The organism is Vibrio sp. D404a, assembly GCF_030248535.1.
Lineage (GTDB): Bacteria > Pseudomonadota > Gammaproteobacteria > Enterobacterales > Vibrionaceae > Vibrio.
This window is the reverse complement of record NZ_JAHGAJ010000002.1, coordinates 144501-162791: the sequence shown is the minus strand read 5'-3', so window position 1 is coordinate 162791 and position 18291 is coordinate 144501. Positions and strand designations below refer to the sequence as shown.

Sequence of the window (18291 nt, the reverse complement as noted above, 5' to 3'; positions counted from 1 at the left end):
AAACCAACTCTTTAGCCCGTGATCCTGATAAGGTTGCGGGCTTTTTTGTGTTTGGGGTTTACTCGTGAATCTATAGGACGATACACCAGCCAATTGATTATCCCAAAGAGCGTCATCTTATAAAATTAACCCATGTTTTGTGATCCACTCAAAAGATGAGTAATTTAAGTTACTGAAAGTTATAGTGATATGATGATGCTGTGTTATTCATATGAAACAAGGATAACTATTCAGTGATGAAATGCTGAGTTGTTCTCTTTATGAAATAACATAAGGGAAATGGACTAGCGTTGAGGATATTTACATGGAAGTAGTTGAAGCGAGCATTGGTTTAGCACCATTGATGGAAAGCTATGCTAAGGAGTGTTCTGAGTCGGGCATTCCCAGATACCAAGATGTAGAGCAAGATCCGGAAGGACACCTTTCTGACATCATCAGACGTGAAAAAGACACCACAGGATTGCCAGAAGGTTATCTGCTTAGTAAGACCTATTATTGTGTATCAGAGAATCAAATCTTGGGCGCGATTCGAGTGAGACAAGGTACTAATGATTATGTTGAGAACGTGATTGGGCATATTGGGTACGAAACAAGGCCTACAGCTCGAGGAAAAGGTGTCGCGCCCTTTCTATTGGCATGGGTTCGCGACAACGCCATCACGGAAGCAGCGATAGTCACGTGTTCAGTTAATAATCCTGCTTCTCAAAAAGTGATTGAGAAGTGTGGTGGCGAATATCTTGGAAGTTACACCGACGAGTCGGAAGGGACGGTTAGACGCTATCGTATGAATAGCACAGTATCTCTCGAGCTGAACTGATTCAATTGTGAACTGTGGTAACAAAAATCACCTTCTACACACGCGCCTCAAGCCATTTACAAGCTTTTTACGAAGCTGTGTTGTGTCACAAATCGCTGATGAATTTGGTCATAGATGGCGTAAAACGTTGGTATCGGCGTTAGCAAAATCCTAATGTAGTGGCGAAGTTTGAAGTGCTTTGGTTGTGTATCAGGGATCTGAATGAGAATCTGCTGGAACATGTGTGAAGCTTATCTCGAGTCTCGTTTTGATAATCATCAAATGCTTCAAATTATTCATTTATCGATTATTCGTACCGCTTTAGGTCACTATTAAATAGGTTGAAACATGGATATAAAGGCAAAAATGCACAGCCAAGAGGTCTATTACTGTGATGACGTCGATTTGGTTGCCGAGCAAACCCAATGCTTAGAAGTGCTTTACGATTTTAACCACACTCGTCCGAGTGAAGGCGACAAACGACAACAAATTATGAAGCAGCTGTTTGCTGAAGTAGGAACGGGTTGTTACATCGAACCACCACTGCGCGCGAACTGGGGTCGCCACACACACCTAGGAAACAATGTATATGCGAATTTCAACCTGACGCTTGTGGATGACACAGACATATTTATAGGCGACAACGTGATGATTGCACCTAATGTGACCATTGCGGCAGGTACACATCCTATTAGCCCTGAACTGAGGCTCAAAGCAGCGCAATTCAATGTTCCCGTTCGTATCAGCAATAACGTATGGCTTGGCGCCCACACGGTTGTACTGCCGGGCGTTACGATTGGTGAGAACTCTGTTATTGGGGCTGGCAGTATCGTAACCAAAGACATCCCAGCTAATGTTGTTGCGGTAGGTAATCCTTGTCGAGTGCTACGAGAAATCAATGACGATGATCGAGAGTATTACTATCAAGGGCGTCGTATTCCTGAAGAGCTAAAGTAGAGCGAAGAAACAGAGATGCGGTTGGCGTTATATAACTAGAGCCGCATCTTCATTATTAATATGATTCAATACATATGGCATTTTAGTCGCACTTAAAGTCATGGATTAGTTACCACACTAGACAACAAATGGAGACAACGTTGAAAGATTACAAAGTGTACCTGTTCGATATGGATGGAACATTAGTTAATTCAGAACCTTTGAAGGGGCAAGCGCTTGCAATGGCTTGTGCCGACTACGGTTCGATCGTCGATCACAACATCTACAAAGATGTGATGGGTGAAAGCTGGCAAGTTGTGACAGGGCATTTCTTTCACCATGCCAAAATTTCACCGGAGCTAACGGAATTTAATCGTTACTTCCGAGCGCACTATGAAGAGTTGCTTAGAGCCAGTCTTGAACTGAATTCTGGGGCAAAAGAGTATGTCGAAGCCTTAAAGAAATCAGGAAAAAAATGTGGCGTAGTGAGCTCAGCCGCAACTTGGATGGTTGAGAACATCTTGGCGTCTTTGGAGTTAGATAATCTGTTTGATCTTGTTATTACCCAAGAGCACGTCACCAAGCATAAGCCAGATCCGGAAGCCTATATTCTTGCGCTTGAAAAGCTTAACACCTCGCCAGAGCAGACCGTTGTGTTTGAAGATTCGAATGCAGGTGTACTTGCAGGCAAATCCAGTGGCTGCGATGTTATCGCTATTGAGCATGACTTTAATGGTAAGAATGACCTCAGTGGTGCTATCGCCAATATCCAATCATACGATGAGCTACATGAACACTTGATCGTACTCAGTTAGTTTAGCTTTGCTGTATTGGGCTCTTGAAGATTACAAACAAGGAAGATAGATGGACTACTTTCAATATTACGGTATCGATTGGGTTGCCATGGTGCTTACCTTTCTCGCGATTTGGCAGATAGGCAATAAAAATAGGATCGGATTTGTGTTGATGATGTGCGGCAACACAAGTTGGGTGGCGGTTGGCTATTTGACTGAAAGCGTTGCAATGATTATCGCTAACATCATCTTCTTTTCGATGAATATGAGAGCCATCATTAAATGGTCTGCGCCGGAGCCAAAAGCGTCAGCTGTGGAGCAATAACGGTTAATCCGCGCGCTCATATTAAGTGACATAAAGGTTGTATCTAGGAGTCGCAATGGAAAGCGAAAGTCTTAAGTTGAACCCACCATCAATGGATTACATAGACGCTATGTATGACGTCATCCAGAATAGCAGAGCTGAGTTTGATGAGTTCTTACCTTGGGTTAGTGATTCTTTCACCAAAGCAGATTTAGAATCAAACACCAAACAAGCGATAAAGAACTGTCAGGCATTCAATGATGAGTTTTGGTTCAATATTGTTGAGAAAGAGAATGATACTTTTATTGGAGCGATTGGCTTCATTGTTCGAGATAGTAGTGTGCCATTTTTTGAAATTGGTTATTGGTTGCGAACATCGAAAACAGGTTGCGGATATGTCACTGAAGCTGTCGCTATGATCGAACGATTCGCTTTTGAAGAGAAAGGTGCCAAGCGAATAGAGATTAAGATGGCAGGCTCTAATATCAAGAGTCAATTGGTCGCGAAGCGTTGTGGTTACGTTCTAGATGCAGAACTGCGTAACGCAAGGCGTTTACCTAACGGCGAACTGGATAGCACAATGATTTACTCAAAATCAGAGCCTTAGAAAAATACCGCCTAATGCTAGGCGGTATTTTTTTGAGTTGCGATTAATTGTTGGCTGCGAGTTCAAGAGTATTAATAGTTGATTGACTTTCTACCTTTGGTTTATCCGTCGCGACTTTCCAATCACCACCAAGTGATTTATAGACAGCAATCGCGGTGTTGGCCGTTTGTAGTTTGGCGGCGACTTGTGTGTCTTGCATCATCTTTTGTTGGCGCTGCGCATCGAGTACGGCTAGGTAGTCAACAAGTCCTGCTTTGTAGAGCGACTTTGCTTTGCTTACCGCTTTATCAACGGCGAGAGTTGCTTCGTCAATACGTTGCTGATTTTGTTGGCTTCTTCCATAAGCAAACAGCGTTGAATCTACCTCTACAAATGCGCTATCAACAGCGTGTTGATAGTTCAATGCGGCAGATTTAAATCGTGCTTCATTCATCTCTACCAGTGCTTCACCGCGTCCACCATCGAAGACATTCCAGCTTATCCCTGCGGACGCTGCCCAGCCAAAGGAGTCGCTGCTGAATAGGTCATCAAAACTTCCAGCGGTAACGCCTGGCGTCCCGGTCAGGAAGAACTTTGGATAGCGGTTAGCGATACTTGCCCCAAGCTCTTCGTTAATTGCTGCCATCTCACGTTCGGCAATTTGAATATCTGGACGTCGCGTCAACAATTCAGATGGAAGCCCGGTAGGGATAACACCTTTAAGTCTTGGTAAGGTGAAGTCGTCTTGCAGTTGAATTTCTAGTTCGGTTAGGGAAGTGCCTAAAAGAACGGCCATTCTATGCTTGTGGACCTGCTCTGCGATCTCAAGTTGAGGCGTGATGGACTGTGTCGCTGCGAGCATCGCTTTAGCTTGTGCCAAATCGAGCTCTGAACCATAGCCACTGCGAACAACTTTCTCGACTAAGTCTAGTGTCTGTTTTTGATCTTCGATGTTCTCTAAAGCGATTGCTTTTCGTTCTTGGGCTCCTCGATATTGCAGGTAATTATGAATAAGATCGGCTGTCAGCAGAGTATTTAATCCTGATTGCAATATCTCGGCTTGTTCGACTCGAATCGCTGCCGCTTCTGCTTGGCGGTCTATTCGTCCGAAGAGATCCGCTTCCCATGCGATGCTGGCACCAAGAAAACCACCATCATGTTGCGCCTCAAGCAGTGACATGCCCGTAGCAGACTCGACGGCATCTGATGCACCAAACACAGGTCCTAGCAGTGAGTCGTTCTCACTAAGCTGATAGTTGTAATAACCCGCACCGATGTTAACGGTGGGCACTTTGAATGACTCCACCACACTCTTATAAGAGTTAGCCATTTTGATGCGCTCAGCCGCCACTTTAAGCGTGGTGTTGTCGCTTTGTAGCTGAGTAACCAGTTGGTTTAAAACTGGGTCATTCAGTTGTAGCCACCAGTGTGGTTGCGTTACTTGTTGGCTATCTTCTGAATAGAGATACGTTTCGGCCATTGTCGTTTGTGGCGCTTGATAATCTGGACCGACTGCACAACCAGCCAACAACAAAGAGAGCGCGACTGGTGTTAGATTCCATGGTTTTGTTGTATAGAAAGACATCATGGCGCTCCTTATTGCTTAGCTTCAGAAAGAGATGCGTTTTCTTGTGAGAAAGAGCGAGTCTCTTGAGTTCGATAAAAGATCTTGTACAGCGCTGGCATTACAAACAGTGACAGTACAGTTGCCGCTGCTAGCCCACCAATGATGGTCGCCGCCATCTGGTCAAACAGTAAGTCTGTAAGTAGCGGAATCATGCCGAGTGCGGTAGTTAATGCACCCATAGAAATTGCCATAGTGCGATTTACGGTTGCTTCTTTAATGGAATCCGATAGCGAACGACCGTTACTGCGCTCTAGCTCAATTTGGTCCATAAGTACGATGCCATTTTTGATGATCATACCTGTTAAGGTGACCGCACCAATCAATGCCATGAAACCAAAGGGCTTATCCAATAGCAGCAAGCTAAAGGTTGCACCTGTTGCCGCCAAGGGAAGGGTGGTTAGAATAATCACCGGTTGTTTGAAACCGTTAAACATGGCCACCAAGATGATCACCATCAGCAACATCGCTTTTGGAAGCTGTTTTAGAATGTCGCTAACCGCTTTGTGTTCATCGTAGTATTCGCCACCCCATTCAAGCTGGTAACCTGCTGGTAATTCAATGGCTTCAATTTGTGCTTTAACGTCATTTCTCACTGCCGCTGGCGTTGTGTATCGGCCAACACCTGCTTGAGCTGTGATAGTCTTAACGCGGTCTCGACGCCAGATCATGGTCTCTTCACTGGTTAACTCAAAACCATCGATAACCTGACCAAGTGGCACGCTGTGCAGTCCAAGCAGTGAATTGACTGGCAAGGTTTCCAGTGACTCAAGAGAGCGGTCAACACCACGCACTTGAATGGTCACAAGTTCATCATTCAAGTTCATGCGACCAATTGGCATCCCCTCTGATGCGCGTTTAAGTGCGAATGCAATGTCGGCGCGGTTGATACCCGCTTGACGGCTCTTTTCTTGATTGATGATAGGTTGCAACACTTTGCTCTGCTGTCTCCAATCATCACGCACGTATTTTGTATCTGGATGAGCGTCTAAGATTGACTTGGCTTGGTTTGATAACTGATGTAGCACTTCGATGTCTGGGCCAGAAAAACGTGCTTCGACACTGAATTTATCTGCAGTTGCGAGTTTCAAACCGCGAAACCTTGGGTCTGCTTCGGGGAAGGTCTCTGCGAGCCATTTGTCTCCGCGCGCAATTAGCTGACTAAGTGATTCATAATCTGTTGCGTTGATTAAGATTTGTCCGTAAGCCGGATCAAATGGTTCTGGTTCAATCGTCACTGAAAAACGAGGTGCACCAGCGCCGACGTAAATTGATAGGTCGACTACCTCAGGTTGGTCTAATAACCATGATTCGATCTTTTTCATATCATTAGACGTTTGTTCGACTTTGGCGCCATTAGGTAGCCAATAATCTAGAAATAGAATAGGGCGGTCGGCCTGCGGAATGAAGTTGATTGCGATATGAGGAATCGCCAACGCAGTCACAGCGATAAGTGGTAGTAACGTGCTCAAAGCTTTGATCGGGTTGTCGACAGTCCAATTCACGTTCTTGCGGTACAGGCTCTCCTTAGTTTGTTCTTGTTTTTGACTAGGTTTGATGAACATCCAACACATTAATGCGGTGAAGGTCATAGCCACGAACCAAGATAGTAGTAGAGACGATGCGATGATCAGGAATACCGAACCCGCAAACTCAGCAGCATCCGTTTTTGAGAAAATAACCGGGCTTGCACCCATGATTGCTATGACTGTTGCACCGAGCAGAGGTGTCGCTGTCTCTTTGACAGATTCAATCGCAGCTTGGGTTCTATCAATGCCACGGTTGATTTTAGCGATCATCATGTCGGTAATCACAATAGCGTTATCAACCAGCATACCTAATGCAAGAATGAAGGTACCTAGCGATACGCGGTGTAGATCAATGCTCGCTAAATTCATGTAGATTAGGGTCAGCAATATCGTCAGTAATAAACTGGAGCCGACGATGGTTGCGCTTTTGATACCCATGAAGATAGATAAAACAATAAATACAATCGCAACACTCTCTAGGAGATTACTCACGAAATTGTCGATCGATTTCTGAACTTCGTTAGGCTGGTTAGCGACTGTGGCGATTTCTACACCAAGCGGCAATGTCTTTTGAAAGTCAGAGACAATTCTATTGATATCATCACCAAGTGATACAACGTTGACACCAGAAACAGGGCTCATCGCAAGCGTGACGGCAGGTACGCCATTGTAGCGGTTCTCGGTCATCGCGGGCTCTTGATACCCCATAGTGATATCGGCAATGTCACCAAGGCGGATCAGTCCTGTCCCCAGTTCACTCACACCGCCTTTTAGCATCAAGTTTTTGATGTCTTCAATCGAGGAAAACTCACTTGATTGCTCGATTCGAATACGTTCGTTGCTTGTGGCAAATCGCCCTGCGTCAAAAGTAGTGTTTTGGGTATTCAGTTGATTCCAAACCTGCGAGATGGATAGGCCATATTGCGCTAAACGCTCGTCAGGAATATCAATGTAGACAACACGCGGTTGCACACCGTGTAGTTCGACTTTCTTGATGCCATCGACGGTTTTAATTTGACGTTGTAGCTCTTCTGCGTATTGGCGAAGTTCATTAGGCGAGGCGTCTTGACTGTAGATGGAAAACAGCATCCCATAAACTTCAGAAAACTCATCTTGTACTACGCTGATCTGCGCGGTTGAAGGGAGTAGTAACTTCATGTCCGACACTTTACGTCTTAAAAGATCCCACTCTTGAGGCAGAGCTTGCGAGTTTAACGACTCTTTGAGGTCGATAAATACCATCGACATACCCGGACGAGAGAGGGAGCGCAGTCGATTGAGTGTCGCGATCTCTTGCAGTTTAGTCTCGACGGTATCGGTGACTTGTTGTTCCACTTCCTCGGCGGATGCACCGGGGTAGAGCGTCACGACAACCGCAGTTTTAACGGTGAAGCTTGGGTCCTCAAGTTTACCTAAGTCAAAGTAAGAGTAGAGGCCTGCAATAACGCTCAATACAGTAAAGAAGAGTACAAAGGTGCGTTGCTTAATGGCAAATTCGGCTAAATTCATCACATCTACCTACAGGTCTTTAATTTGAATCGATGGGAAGTGTTGGCCTTCCTTGATGTATTGCGCGCCGCTGACCACTACAAAGTCGCCCTTGCTGAGGTTTGACTCCACACAAGCGTTTTCTTGATTGAAACTAACAATGGTCACGGGGACGGCGTGGGCCTGTTGTTTGGTAATCGTGAACACGACATCTTGCTGATGCGGTTTTACGATCGCGGAATAGGGAACGCACAGATAAGGCTCTTCATCATTCAGCTGAGTGGTTAATGTCACCGCTTTACCCGGCAATAGACTGTCATTGAGTCCATCTAACTGGTAGGTAACGGTGTAGGTTTGTTTAATTCGGTGAGGCAGGGTAGAAACCTCGGTGACTTTCCCGGCAACGGACTCATTGTCACCATACCAAGAGATGGCTGCTGTTTGGTTTGGTTTAAACTGGTGAATCAGGTTCTCAGGTACGTCAATGTCTACTTCTAGAAGCTCAGGCTTATGCAGCGTAAACACGGCGACGCCCGGCAACACTTGTTCGTACTGGTCAAAGTTTGAAGCTGCAATCACACCTGAGAATGGCGCTCGAAGCTGGGTGTATCTTAGGGTGTCTTTAGCTCGGCGGATGTTTTGCTCAACCACCTTTACAGCGGCTTCACTGCGCTCGTAACCGTTGATCGCACGGTCCAGATTGACGTTGGCGATGGCATCATCGGCAATGGCTTGTTTTACACGAGCGAGTTCGGCTTTTGCTAACTTATGTGCCGAATGTGCCTCCAATGCACGTGCTTGCAGCTCTTCCAGCGCGACTTGGTAATCGTGTGGATCAAGTGATGCTAATGCTTGTCCCTTTTCTACATAATCACCCGTCTTGACCAACATACGCTGAATCGTACCGGGAACACGAAAGGCGACCGCTGCGCTTTCTGCGGATTGTAGCGTCCCTGTAAAGTGCTTAATCGCATTTTGGTCTGACTCAGCAACCTTGATGACTTGGATCGGACGAGGTTGTTTGACGGGTGCGATGGCTTGAGAGTCGTTGCAGCCGATTAAAGGTAGTAAACAGGCTGCGATGAGTGAATGGCGAAAAATAGTTTTCATGGATTGCTCCTATAAATTTATAGGGCAATTCTATCTTTCTCTTTTCATTAGATAATCTGGGCTGTGCGTGAAACACTGTCGCAAATATCGGGACAATAATCAGAGTTTTGGTAGCTCTTGTAATAAAAAGTCGACCAAAAGTTGAGAGGCGTGACTAAGTGATTTGCGCTGTGGATAGAGTAACCAAGCTTCTTCCCCTTGCAGTTCATCGTTGGGAAACAGATTCACGAGCGTCCCATCTTTTATCTCTTGGCGTACCAAAAGCTCAGGCAATAACGCAATACCGCGATGACGTAACGCACCACCTTTCACAAACCCGATACTGTCACTTACGATAGAGGGCTCAACTTTCACCGTTATGTTGGTGATGTTCCACTCTTGATCGACATCTCCAGTAGGCCAACGGAAACAGACAAATGGATAGTTTGCTAACTCTCTAATGGTTGTCGGTTGTCCTTCTTTCGCTATGAAATCGGGGCTTGCTACGAACACACGCTGAAGATCCATGAGTTTACGCGCGACAAGGTTTGCATCACTCAAACGTCCACCATGCATTGCGATATCTAAGCCTTGACGATGCATATCCACAAAGCCGTTGTTAATGCTACGAATGTCGAGTTCAACTTCAGGATAGAGATCTTGAAAGCGAAACAGAGTCGATTGCAGGATATCACTGGTTTCTGGCAGCAAACCTATTTTTATCTTACCGTGGGGTAATTCAGATAGATTGGAAGCGACATGGTTGGCTTTTTCCAGTGCACTCAGTGCGATGAGGAGTTCTTTATAGTAAAGCTCACCAGATTGGGTTAGCGACAAGCTACGAGTGGTTCTAAAGAACAACTGAATACCGAGTGATGTTTCAAGGTCATTGATTCGACGACTGACGTTGCCTCTTGGTAGGTCAAGGGCATTGGCGGCGGCGGTAAAGCTGCCTAATTCAACAACCGTGGTAAAAAGCTTGAGGTCTTCAATTTTCATGCGGGGAGGAGAGGTTATGAGACTAGCTCAATATAGTACACTGTTTTTAGTAGAGATAACGTGAATAAAGTTCGAAAAGTCCAAAGCCTAATGGAGTGACACACTAGACTTTGGAAAGCTTGGTTTTTCTTTTTTGTTTTTATAAAGAATCGATGATTAACGGCCGCGACCGTCAACCATAACAATGATGGTTTTACTGATAATCGAAAGATCAGCGATGATCCAAGACTTCATCGAACACAGGCTCAACGCGTAGCTGTGGTCGAAGCCTACCTTACGTCTTACGTCTTCAATACAGGTATCGTAGCCTTGATTAACTTGAGCAAGTCCCGTGATGCCCGGCATTACCCCATAGGTACGATCCGCAAAGTATGGGATTTCAGTCTCTAGCTTGTTGTAGAAAGTTGGACGTTCTGGACGAGGGCCAATCAGCGACATATCACCCTTAATCACATTGAATAGCTGTGGTAATTCATCAAGACGTGTTTTTCTTAAAAAGCGACCTACTGGCGTGATGCGCGGATCGTTTTGGGTTGCCCACACTGCACCTGAGCGTTGTTCGGCATCTTCGTACATGCTACGAAACTTCAAAATCTCGAAGATCTCCATCTTCTCTGGGGTCGATTTACCCACTCGCAGTTGACGGTAAAAGATTGGCCCCTTCGATGTCATGACAATTGCCAAAGCAATGATAGGGAAAACAGGCGAGAACACGATTAACGCAATCATAGAAGCGAAGAAATCAAAGCTACGTTTCGCACGTGAAATTTTGTTTTGGTATAGCGCTTGTTGTTGATCTTGAATAAACATAGTTGTTCCTTAACGATTTACTCGTGTCCAAGGTGTGTTCTCTAATCCAATCAAGTAACGGATACCACCAACGAAATTGGCGTAGTGTCCGACGACAAGATAAGAAATCAATGAAACAGGTTTAACGCGAAGTTGCGCTGGTAAAAGGTGTCCAATAATGCCAACTGTATACACAGCAACTTGCGCCCAAAAAAGAAAGTTAAACAGTAGGTAGTCGCGTAGTAAAAATGAACAGATGAGGCTGATGATCATTAAGTATGGCGTCAACAGTCTTAGACCCTTGCCAGAAAAGAAGGCAAATGCGATACCCTTAAACTTGGGACTAAACAAGCTAAACAGCTCAATGGCTTGCTGCATGTTGCCCGCTGAGATTCGTAGTCTGCGTTTGAAATCAGCTTTGGTATTGGTTTCTTCTAGCTCCAACGCCACCATTTGAGTTTCATAATCCGCAACGTAGCCTTGCTTGACAATCTGCATCGGTAGAATGAAATCGTCATTGATAGTGTTGCTTGGTAGTGGCGTGAATAGATGAGTTCTGAACAGGTAGAAAGCGCCATGCGAACCTAAACTCGAACCCAGTGCAGCCTCACGCTCTTTAACCGCCGTTTGATACTTCCAATAAACGTCTTCACCTTCGTTACCGGTTGGGCAAAGCTGGTAAGTCGCGTTGACGACACCTACACGAGCGGTCTTGAAATGTTCGCTCGCAATGAGTAGGGCATCTAGCGAGATTAAAGCTGATACGTCACTCATCGCAGTGATGTCGCTGTCTATGTTCTGCATCTCCTCGTTGACTGTCGCAACTTTGCCGCGGTTCGTTTTGTGGTCGTGAATCTCAAAATAGATGTCAGAGCAAATCGCTTCTTGAATGGCCATTTGAGCATTTTCAACGGTTTTGTCAGTACAGCCGTCACAAGCAATAATGACTTTGAGTTTGTTTTTTGGGTAGTCTAGTGAGGCTAGGTTACGAATCTTGTCTGCAATCCATGCTTCTTCATTGAACGCAGGTACCAAAATCGTAACCGTTGGAAGCGTGCAATCGTCAGCAGCTTCTTTGTAGGCGCGCTGACTTTCGTTTACCGGCTTCTTAGGGTGTCGTTTGGCATACCAACGAAGCAGTATTGGATAACCTGCATGGTGATATACGATAAGCATCCCGGCCATTAAGCATAAGGTTGCGAGTACCACATCCATCATACGTAGCGCTCCTCTGACAGTTTGTTATAAGAGTCGACCATGTCGCTAATGTTGAAGTTTTCAACCACATAGCGACGAGGGTGTGAAAAGTTTTCCAAAGTGTCGTTTTGCGAGGTTTTAAACAGTGCATACGCTAGGTGCGGGATATTGCCTGCTTTAACTAAATGTCCCGTCACTGGACATAGCGTTTCTTTTACTGCACCGACATCCATGGCGACAGTGGGAATGTTACAAGCCTGAGCTTCCAACGAAGATAGCGGTAACCCTTCTGATCGGGAAGGGAGGCAAAACACATCAAGTGAGCTGTAGAAAGAGACCATGTCCTCTACTAGACCCAGAAAGATCACTCGATCTGCAACGTTAAGCTTCTTCGCAAGTTGCTCAAGTGCTTCTCTTTGTGAACCATCACCAGCAATCGCAATCTTAATGCGTTTAGGAATGAGTGGCAGAGCTTTGATGAGTTGGTCTTGTCCCTTAACCTCTTCTAGACGACCCGCGCAGCCAACAATAAAATCGTCTTGATTAAGATTGAACTCTCGGCGAGCTTCGATTTTTGACGTTGGGTGGAATTTGTCGCAATCAACGCCGTTTCGAATGGTCGTGATATTTTGATAAGAGAAAGCAGAGCACAATTGGTTATAAACCTTGGCTGCATCTGCGACCAACATTGGTTTTGCGAACTGAAGTGCTAATGCTTGCAGGCGTCTTCTTTTGGCATTTTTAAGGTGCCACGCGTCGTGCTCGGTATGAATTCGATAAGGCACGCCGCAAAGACGAGCCGCATAGCCGGCATAAAGGAGAGGGCCGATATGGTGAGTATGAACCACGTCTGGCTTAACGCTGCTGAAGGCTTTAATAAGAGAAAGTAGAACGTTGAATTGTACGCCCGGTTTTTTGTCGAGAAAGACAATTTGAGAGCGGTATTGTTCTAGTTTTGGCCAGTTGCTGATCGAGGTATCACGCTGGCCTTCTAAGCTGACGATTAACACTTGATCTTTCGGGTTCGCTAAACGAAGCAGATCAAGCGTTAATGTTTCTAGCCCACCGGGTGCGAGGTGTTGAACGACATGAATAATTTTCTTTCCTTGCTCTTTCATGAGGTACTCCGCTGTAGTTGTTGTATTTGTGTGGGTGGTTCGTGTTATTGATTTCTTTTGTCTTCCTATCTTACTGTGCAGGTGGCGTGCCAATATTTTTTGTCAATAAATACAGATAATTAGATGGTTTTTAGGTTTTTTATTGTGGGATTCTCAAATTGGGAATCAAAAAGAATAGCGATGCGTTAGAGCTTTCATAAATGAAAAACCACCAGATAACGCTGGTGGTTTCGACGACAAGTGTTTTAGCTGTGCATTAATTCATGTTCGGTATTACGGTGATCACTGGCACGCCAAGCAGTTGTTCAACTTGGGCGCTACCTTTTACAGATGAATCAAACAACTCGAAAAGTATTGCTAGTCCAACCCCAAATCCAATACCTGCTATCAAGCCCGCTATCACAAAAATAAACGACGGCATGTTGGATGGGATACTTGGTGTGTAAGGCAGGTCGATAATCTTTATTCGTTTGTTTTGTTCGAATTGGCCGAGAGACCCTGTTAGTTGTGCCATTTCATAACGTTCTACTAGCTCATCATACAGCTGACGTTTTACTTGAACATCGCGCTGCAGTCGGTACATCTCTTTCGCATTTTGACCAAAGTTGTTGGCTTTGTTCTCTAGTTCGAAGATCATCGTCTTCAGGCTTTTGGTCTCTTCTTTAAGAGATTCAAAACGGGCGCGGACAAGTTGCAAACTGTGGAGCTGTGTTACTAGGAGTGGTTGCAACTCAGAAACATCGTTAAAGGTGTTGCTACTCGCGATATCCCATAACTGATCACTGTTCATGTTTGGTTGCTTCATCTCCAGTAGGGTTTTACGTTCGCTTTCTAATCGGTCTAACTCGCGTAGCTTGGCTTGCACAGCGCTGTGTTTGTTTGTGTATTTGGCTTGTAGCAGTGTCAACTCACTACGGATATCGATGATTTGGTCTTCAATTTTGCCTATCACAGGATTGGTTCGTGATAGCTGTTGATCCATCGTACCTAAGCTTTTTTCAACACCGGCCATCTCTGCTTCTTTTTCAGATAGGCTTTGCTTGAGCGCGGCTAATCGGTTGAGACTTTGGCTCTGGATTTCTGGTGTTGATTCGATATTATCGTTGCGATAAAGCGCCAACGCTTGTTCTGCTTCATCGAGTGCTGCTCGGCGTTTTTCAATATGAATGGCGAGAAAGTTACTCGAATCTTCTATCGATGAACGTTCAGGTGCGAGTATTTGAGAGATAAAATGTTCGCTAACGGACTGCAGCGTCTCTTTCATGTTGTCCGGTGTATCGCTAGTTAGACTGATTTTTAGAAAGTCTTTGCCTAGTTGAGTCACCATGAGTCTTTGTGACAGGTCACTGATAATCTGTTCTTGTTCAAAGTTCGACATACGCGAATCAATTAGCTCAAGCTCTTCTGCGACAGAATAAAGAACGTGACGACTATGTAATAATGTTTTCAATGCGTTAATGCGATCTTTGAGCATTGTCGATACTGCAATATCCTCTAAGAACGGGTTCATTTTAGCCGTTTCTTGAATCAACATACTGGTATGTGAATCGTATTTTTTAGGCGTTAAGTTCGCAACCAACAGGCCGAGAACGGGCAAAATTAGCATCGGAATAACGATCACATAGCGTTGTCGCCACGCCCCATATAGTATTTGTAATAGCCTGCTTTTTAGATTATTCATAACGACTCCAGAATTGAGTGAACAATCTCACCTCGATTTTTCCAACTCTCTTTCTCTACAACTGTCGGTGATACCGGGCACAATTGACGAGCACTGTCTAAAGCTTGTGAAGCCTGTTTGGGATTGTGGAAGGTGGTTACATACTCTTGATAGGGCTTGAGAGCAGGAAACGGCGTAGTCAAAATGGGTGTACCTGTCGCTAAGTATTCCATTAGCTTAAGAGGGCTACATGCTCTTATCTGTTTGTTGTCGACAAAAGGCAACCAACTCACATCCCAATGTTGTGAATAACTTGGAAGTTGATGATGTGGTCGTGGGCCTAGATAAACCACATTGCTTAAATTTGGCAATGCGAGCTGTTCTAACTCATTTGGTCCGATGAAAACGAAATCCCAGTCTGGACGTGCTAATGCTGTTTTCTCAATCAAATCATAATCGAGCCATTGAGATAAGCTTCCGTAGAAACCTGCAATCGGACGATGATTGCTTGGCAAGTCTTTTGCGCGCTCGGTTGGCGTTGAAAAGAGTGTGAAATCAACACCGTGAGGGAGCAAGTGAGCTTTCTCTGTTGGAAAAGTCTCCATTAACTTATTGCTCGCAGCAAATATCACATCAGCTTTTTCAACCAGTGCTTGTTCGTGTTTAGCGACACATTGGTGATCGACGCCCGCGAGCGCAGAAAAATCATCACCGCAGTAGTAAACAACATGGCTTTCACCTAAGTGGCCACACAAATCGGCAGCTGTTGGGAGGGAAGTCCAAAGAATAGGGCTGCGCATTTCCAACTCACTAATGACGGGCTTTAACTGAGCCAGCATTAATTGCTTAGCTAACTGTCTTGCTAGGCCAGAGCGAGGCGCCGGAATCGTCTTAAGATTCACTACCGTAATGTTGTCGGTAGTTTGCTTGGGCGCCATGTTTTGAGTTTGAGCGTTAGAGCGACCAACAAGTTTGTTCAGAGCACGAGTTGCATCTTTAACGTTGAACTTGGGTTGTCTTAATCCAATAGAATTGACCCACAAGATCTTATGTTGTTTTGCCAAATGACAAATTAAGTGCTGAGTCGATGAAGGCAAGCCACCGAAGTCTTCGCCGAAAACAATCAAATCACGCATGACGACCTCCTTTGTGTTCTTCAATATCGAACACAACTGGCTCACTAGGAATGCTTCCAACAATGCGCGCCGGGTTACCCGCAACAATTGAAAATGGAGGAACGCTTTTGGTTACGACACTACCCGCCGCGACGACACTTCCTTCACCAATCGTTACACCACCTTTGACAGTAACATTGGTACCGAGCCAAACGTCTTGCTCAAGAATAATATCGCCAATTTGCTCTGGATCGTCACCTTCACCAAGAGCACGACGTCGCGCATCAAGTGGATGGCCGGAATAACCAAATAGGAATGCGCCGCTGGCGATTCGTACGTTGTCTGATAGGACTACACGATGACCAACAGCAATCGTTGACTGCCAACCTACATCTACGTTGTCGCCGATCTCTAAAGTTGGTTGGCTTCCATCTGGAGTAGGTTGGGTACATCCAGAAAAAGTGGTGTGGCCTGAAATGCGACATTCGTTACCCACATTAATGGTGAGTGGACCACTTACGAATGGTAAACCGCCATAAAGGTATAGATGTTTACCACAACGATTTAAACGACCTTTGAAAGCGGGCGTCCAATAGAAGAAGCGAGTGAAACCAGAAAGCAAACCAGAAATGCTGTTGTGAATATGATAAAGGCATTTGCTTGCAAACTTTGGCACTGGAAGCTCTGCATTACGTATGTCTTTCAAAATGAAAAACAGATTACGAATATGAGAATTAGGATGAAACTTCAACCAAGTCTTAAATTGATGTACTGATACTGACGTCATTTTGAAATCTCCTTTTTTGTTTTAAAGGAGTACTTTCATTTTACGTGCCATATAAATAAACAAACATTATCAATGACTTATTGCTGTGGCTTATTTAGCTTCTCATTTTGACATTCAGTTTGGGATACATGAGCGACACAAACTGTTAGAGCAGAGAGGATATAAATGGGCCAGTTAAACCCTTGGGTGAGGAAGGTTCCAGAGACAATGGTACCGATGAGCCCGGCATAAACCGCAAATGCTGAGGAGTAAAGAATAGGGTTCACCTTTTCACCGCTCGCTTTAATCTGCTTTAAGGTTTTGCGCGCAGTCATGAGCAAAGAGCAAATCAAAATGACAAACACGATCAACCCAAGGAAGCCAGTTTCTGCCAATACACCAAACCAGGTACTGTGAACGGCATGGTTAAGGCCGTCCCAGTGTGGACTATAGAAGAAGTAGTTTGAGTAGAAATTATTCAAGCCAACACCGGTTAACGGGTTATGCAGAGCCATCTTAAATGCAGCTTCCCACGCATAAAGGCGACCCATAGCAGAGGCATCAATACCGGCTTCAGCTGCACCACCTGAAGCTCGGTCAGAAATCCCTGCCGCAAAGTAGAGACCGATAGCAGCGATTGTGCCTAAGCCGATTAAGGTGACTTTAGAGCGAATGATACTCAGAGCGAAAATACCGAGTACTGCGATTGAACCAAGCAATCCACCACGGCTTTGCGTAGCGATAACCGCGTAGAGCAGGACAAGACAAGCGAGTGCTCCTATAAATCGATGCAGTTTAGGAATGCCTTTGGTTGTCGCTTGGCTAATAGCGAACGCCATTGGAAACATCAGTACGAGTGCAAGGTCATTAGGGTCACCGAGCATAGAGCCTATGTCTCGGCCGATAGTGACACGTGTCCCTTCGACTAAACCGACACCATTAATTGAATTTGAAATCGCGATAACACCGATTAAAGTGCCCGATAAGATAATAATGGTCGAGGTCTTTGCTAAGTTTTCCAAACTATTCACAAGCCAAACAATCGCGAGCGTCATCACCATGATCTTCCAGTAGATCCCTTTGAATTCCTGTATCGCAATCCCTCGGTTGGAAGCAAACACTAAGCCGACTATGACCAAAAACCAAAACAGCGCGAGCCAAGAGATCGAGCGATGCCAATAGGGTTTTAGCTCTTTACTGATAAGGGTATGCCACATGAGTGCGGAAAGGGCGCCGAGTGACAGTAACAGAGGGAGTTTAAAAGCATACAGTTGTGGAATTGCTTCGTGAATTCGAAAGAACGAGAACACAACAAACAGAATCACTAACCAATAGGTTTTGTTAATGACAAATAGTGCTCCCAACGGAATAAACGCAAGACATATCGCAACAATAGGATGAGGAACCACAAACCATACACCACCCATCAATAGGCACAGCATCGACACTGTGACAATTGAGGGGAGTTTATGGATAGCGTTAGTCATATTGCGATTCCTTT

16 protein-coding genes are annotated in these 18291 nt (G+C 45.1%); 5 read left to right on the top strand and 11 right to left on the bottom strand.

Annotation, left to right across the window (positions count from 1 at the left end):
• Positions 1 to 304 precede the first annotated feature (304 nt).
• The 5 genes from KI655_RS01170 to KI655_RS01150 all read left to right on the top strand — a co-directional run bounded on the left by KI655_RS01170 (position 305) and on the right by KI655_RS01150 (position 3437).
• Positions 305 to 817, top strand: a complete 513-nt coding sequence (locus KI655_RS01170) for a GNAT family N-acetyltransferase (protein WP_285400910.1) — start codon at positions 305 to 307, stop codon at positions 815 to 817.
• A gap of 327 nt (positions 818 to 1144) precedes the next feature.
• Positions 1145 to 1753 (top strand): sugar O-acetyltransferase, encoded by a 609-nt coding sequence (locus tag KI655_RS01165; protein WP_285400908.1) that lies wholly within the window; start codon positions 1145 to 1147, stop codon positions 1751 to 1753.
• A gap of 128 nt (positions 1754 to 1881) precedes the next feature.
• Complete coding sequence (locus tag KI655_RS01160) at positions 1882 to 2547, top strand: HAD family phosphatase (RefSeq protein ID WP_285400906.1); 666 nt, start codon at positions 1882 to 1884, stop codon at positions 2545 to 2547.
• Positions 2548 to 2596: 49 nt separating this feature from the next.
• The gene (locus KI655_RS01155; RefSeq protein ID WP_285400904.1) at positions 2597 to 2851 is read left to right on the top strand and encodes a PnuC protein; all 255 of its coding nucleotides are present in this window, start codon (positions 2597 to 2599) and stop codon (positions 2849 to 2851) included.
• A 55-nt stretch (positions 2852 to 2906) separates the two neighbouring features.
• The gene (locus KI655_RS01150) at positions 2907 to 3437 is read left to right on the top strand and encodes a GNAT family N-acetyltransferase (RefSeq protein WP_285400902.1); all 531 of its coding nucleotides are present in this window, start codon (positions 2907 to 2909) and stop codon (positions 3435 to 3437) included.
• A gap of 43 nt (positions 3438 to 3480) precedes the next feature.
• Here the strand turns inward: KI655_RS01150 and KI655_RS01145 are convergent, their stop codons facing one another.
• The 11 genes from KI655_RS01145 to KI655_RS01095 form a co-directional block, all read right to left on the bottom strand.
• Entirely contained in the window at positions 3481 to 5001 is a 1521-nt protein-coding gene (locus KI655_RS01145) for an efflux transporter outer membrane subunit (protein ID WP_285400900.1), read from the bottom strand.
• Between the two features lie 11 nt (positions 5002 to 5012).
• The gene (locus KI655_RS01140) at positions 5013 to 8078 is read right to left on the bottom strand and encodes an efflux RND transporter permease subunit (RefSeq protein ID WP_285400898.1); all 3066 of its coding nucleotides are present in this window, start codon (positions 8076 to 8078) and stop codon (positions 5013 to 5015) included.
• Positions 8079 to 8087: 9 nt separating this feature from the next.
• Positions 8088 to 9167 carry an efflux RND transporter periplasmic adaptor subunit gene (locus tag KI655_RS01135; RefSeq protein ID WP_285400896.1) on the bottom strand — a complete coding sequence of 360 codons (1080 nt, stop codon included), beginning with the start codon at positions 9165 to 9167 and terminating at the stop codon, positions 8088 to 8090.
• Between the two features lie 99 nt (positions 9168 to 9266).
• Positions 9267 to 10145 carry a LysR family transcriptional regulator gene (locus KI655_RS01130; protein ID WP_285400894.1) on the bottom strand — a complete coding sequence of 293 codons (879 nt, stop codon included), beginning with the start codon at positions 10143 to 10145 and terminating at the stop codon, positions 9267 to 9269.
• Between the two features lie 156 nt (positions 10146 to 10301).
• Positions 10302 to 10955 carry a sugar transferase gene (locus tag KI655_RS01125; RefSeq protein WP_285400893.1) on the bottom strand — a complete coding sequence of 218 codons (654 nt, stop codon included), beginning with the start codon at positions 10953 to 10955 and terminating at the stop codon, positions 10302 to 10304.
• Positions 10956 to 10964: 9 nt separating this feature from the next.
• Entirely contained in the window at positions 10965 to 12152 is a 1188-nt protein-coding gene (locus KI655_RS01120) for a glycosyltransferase family 2 protein (protein ID WP_285400892.1), read from the bottom strand.
• Positions 12149 to 13249 (bottom strand): glycosyltransferase, encoded by a 1101-nt coding sequence (locus KI655_RS01115; RefSeq protein ID WP_285400890.1) that lies wholly within the window; start codon positions 13247 to 13249, stop codon positions 12149 to 12151. Before KI655_RS01115 ends, KI655_RS01120 begins: the two co-directional genes overlap by 4 nt.
• Before the next feature lie 256 nt (positions 13250 to 13505).
• Positions 13506 to 14930 carry a GNVR domain-containing protein gene (locus KI655_RS01110; protein WP_285400888.1) on the bottom strand — a complete coding sequence of 475 codons (1425 nt, stop codon included), beginning with the start codon at positions 14928 to 14930 and terminating at the stop codon, positions 13506 to 13508.
• Entirely contained in the window at positions 14927 to 16045 is a 1119-nt protein-coding gene (locus KI655_RS01105) for a glycosyltransferase (protein WP_285400886.1), read from the bottom strand. Before KI655_RS01105 ends, KI655_RS01110 begins: the two co-directional genes overlap by 4 nt.
• Positions 16038 to 16811 carry a DapH/DapD/GlmU-related protein gene (locus KI655_RS01100; RefSeq protein WP_285400884.1) on the bottom strand — a complete coding sequence of 258 codons (774 nt, stop codon included), beginning with the start codon at positions 16809 to 16811 and terminating at the stop codon, positions 16038 to 16040. Before KI655_RS01100 ends, KI655_RS01105 begins: the two co-directional genes overlap by 8 nt.
• 77 nt (positions 16812 to 16888) lie before the next feature.
• Positions 16889 to 18277 carry an O-antigen ligase family protein gene (locus tag KI655_RS01095; protein WP_285400882.1) on the bottom strand — a complete coding sequence of 463 codons (1389 nt, stop codon included), beginning with the start codon at positions 18275 to 18277 and terminating at the stop codon, positions 16889 to 16891.
• Positions 18278 to 18291: the final 14 nt, after the last annotated feature.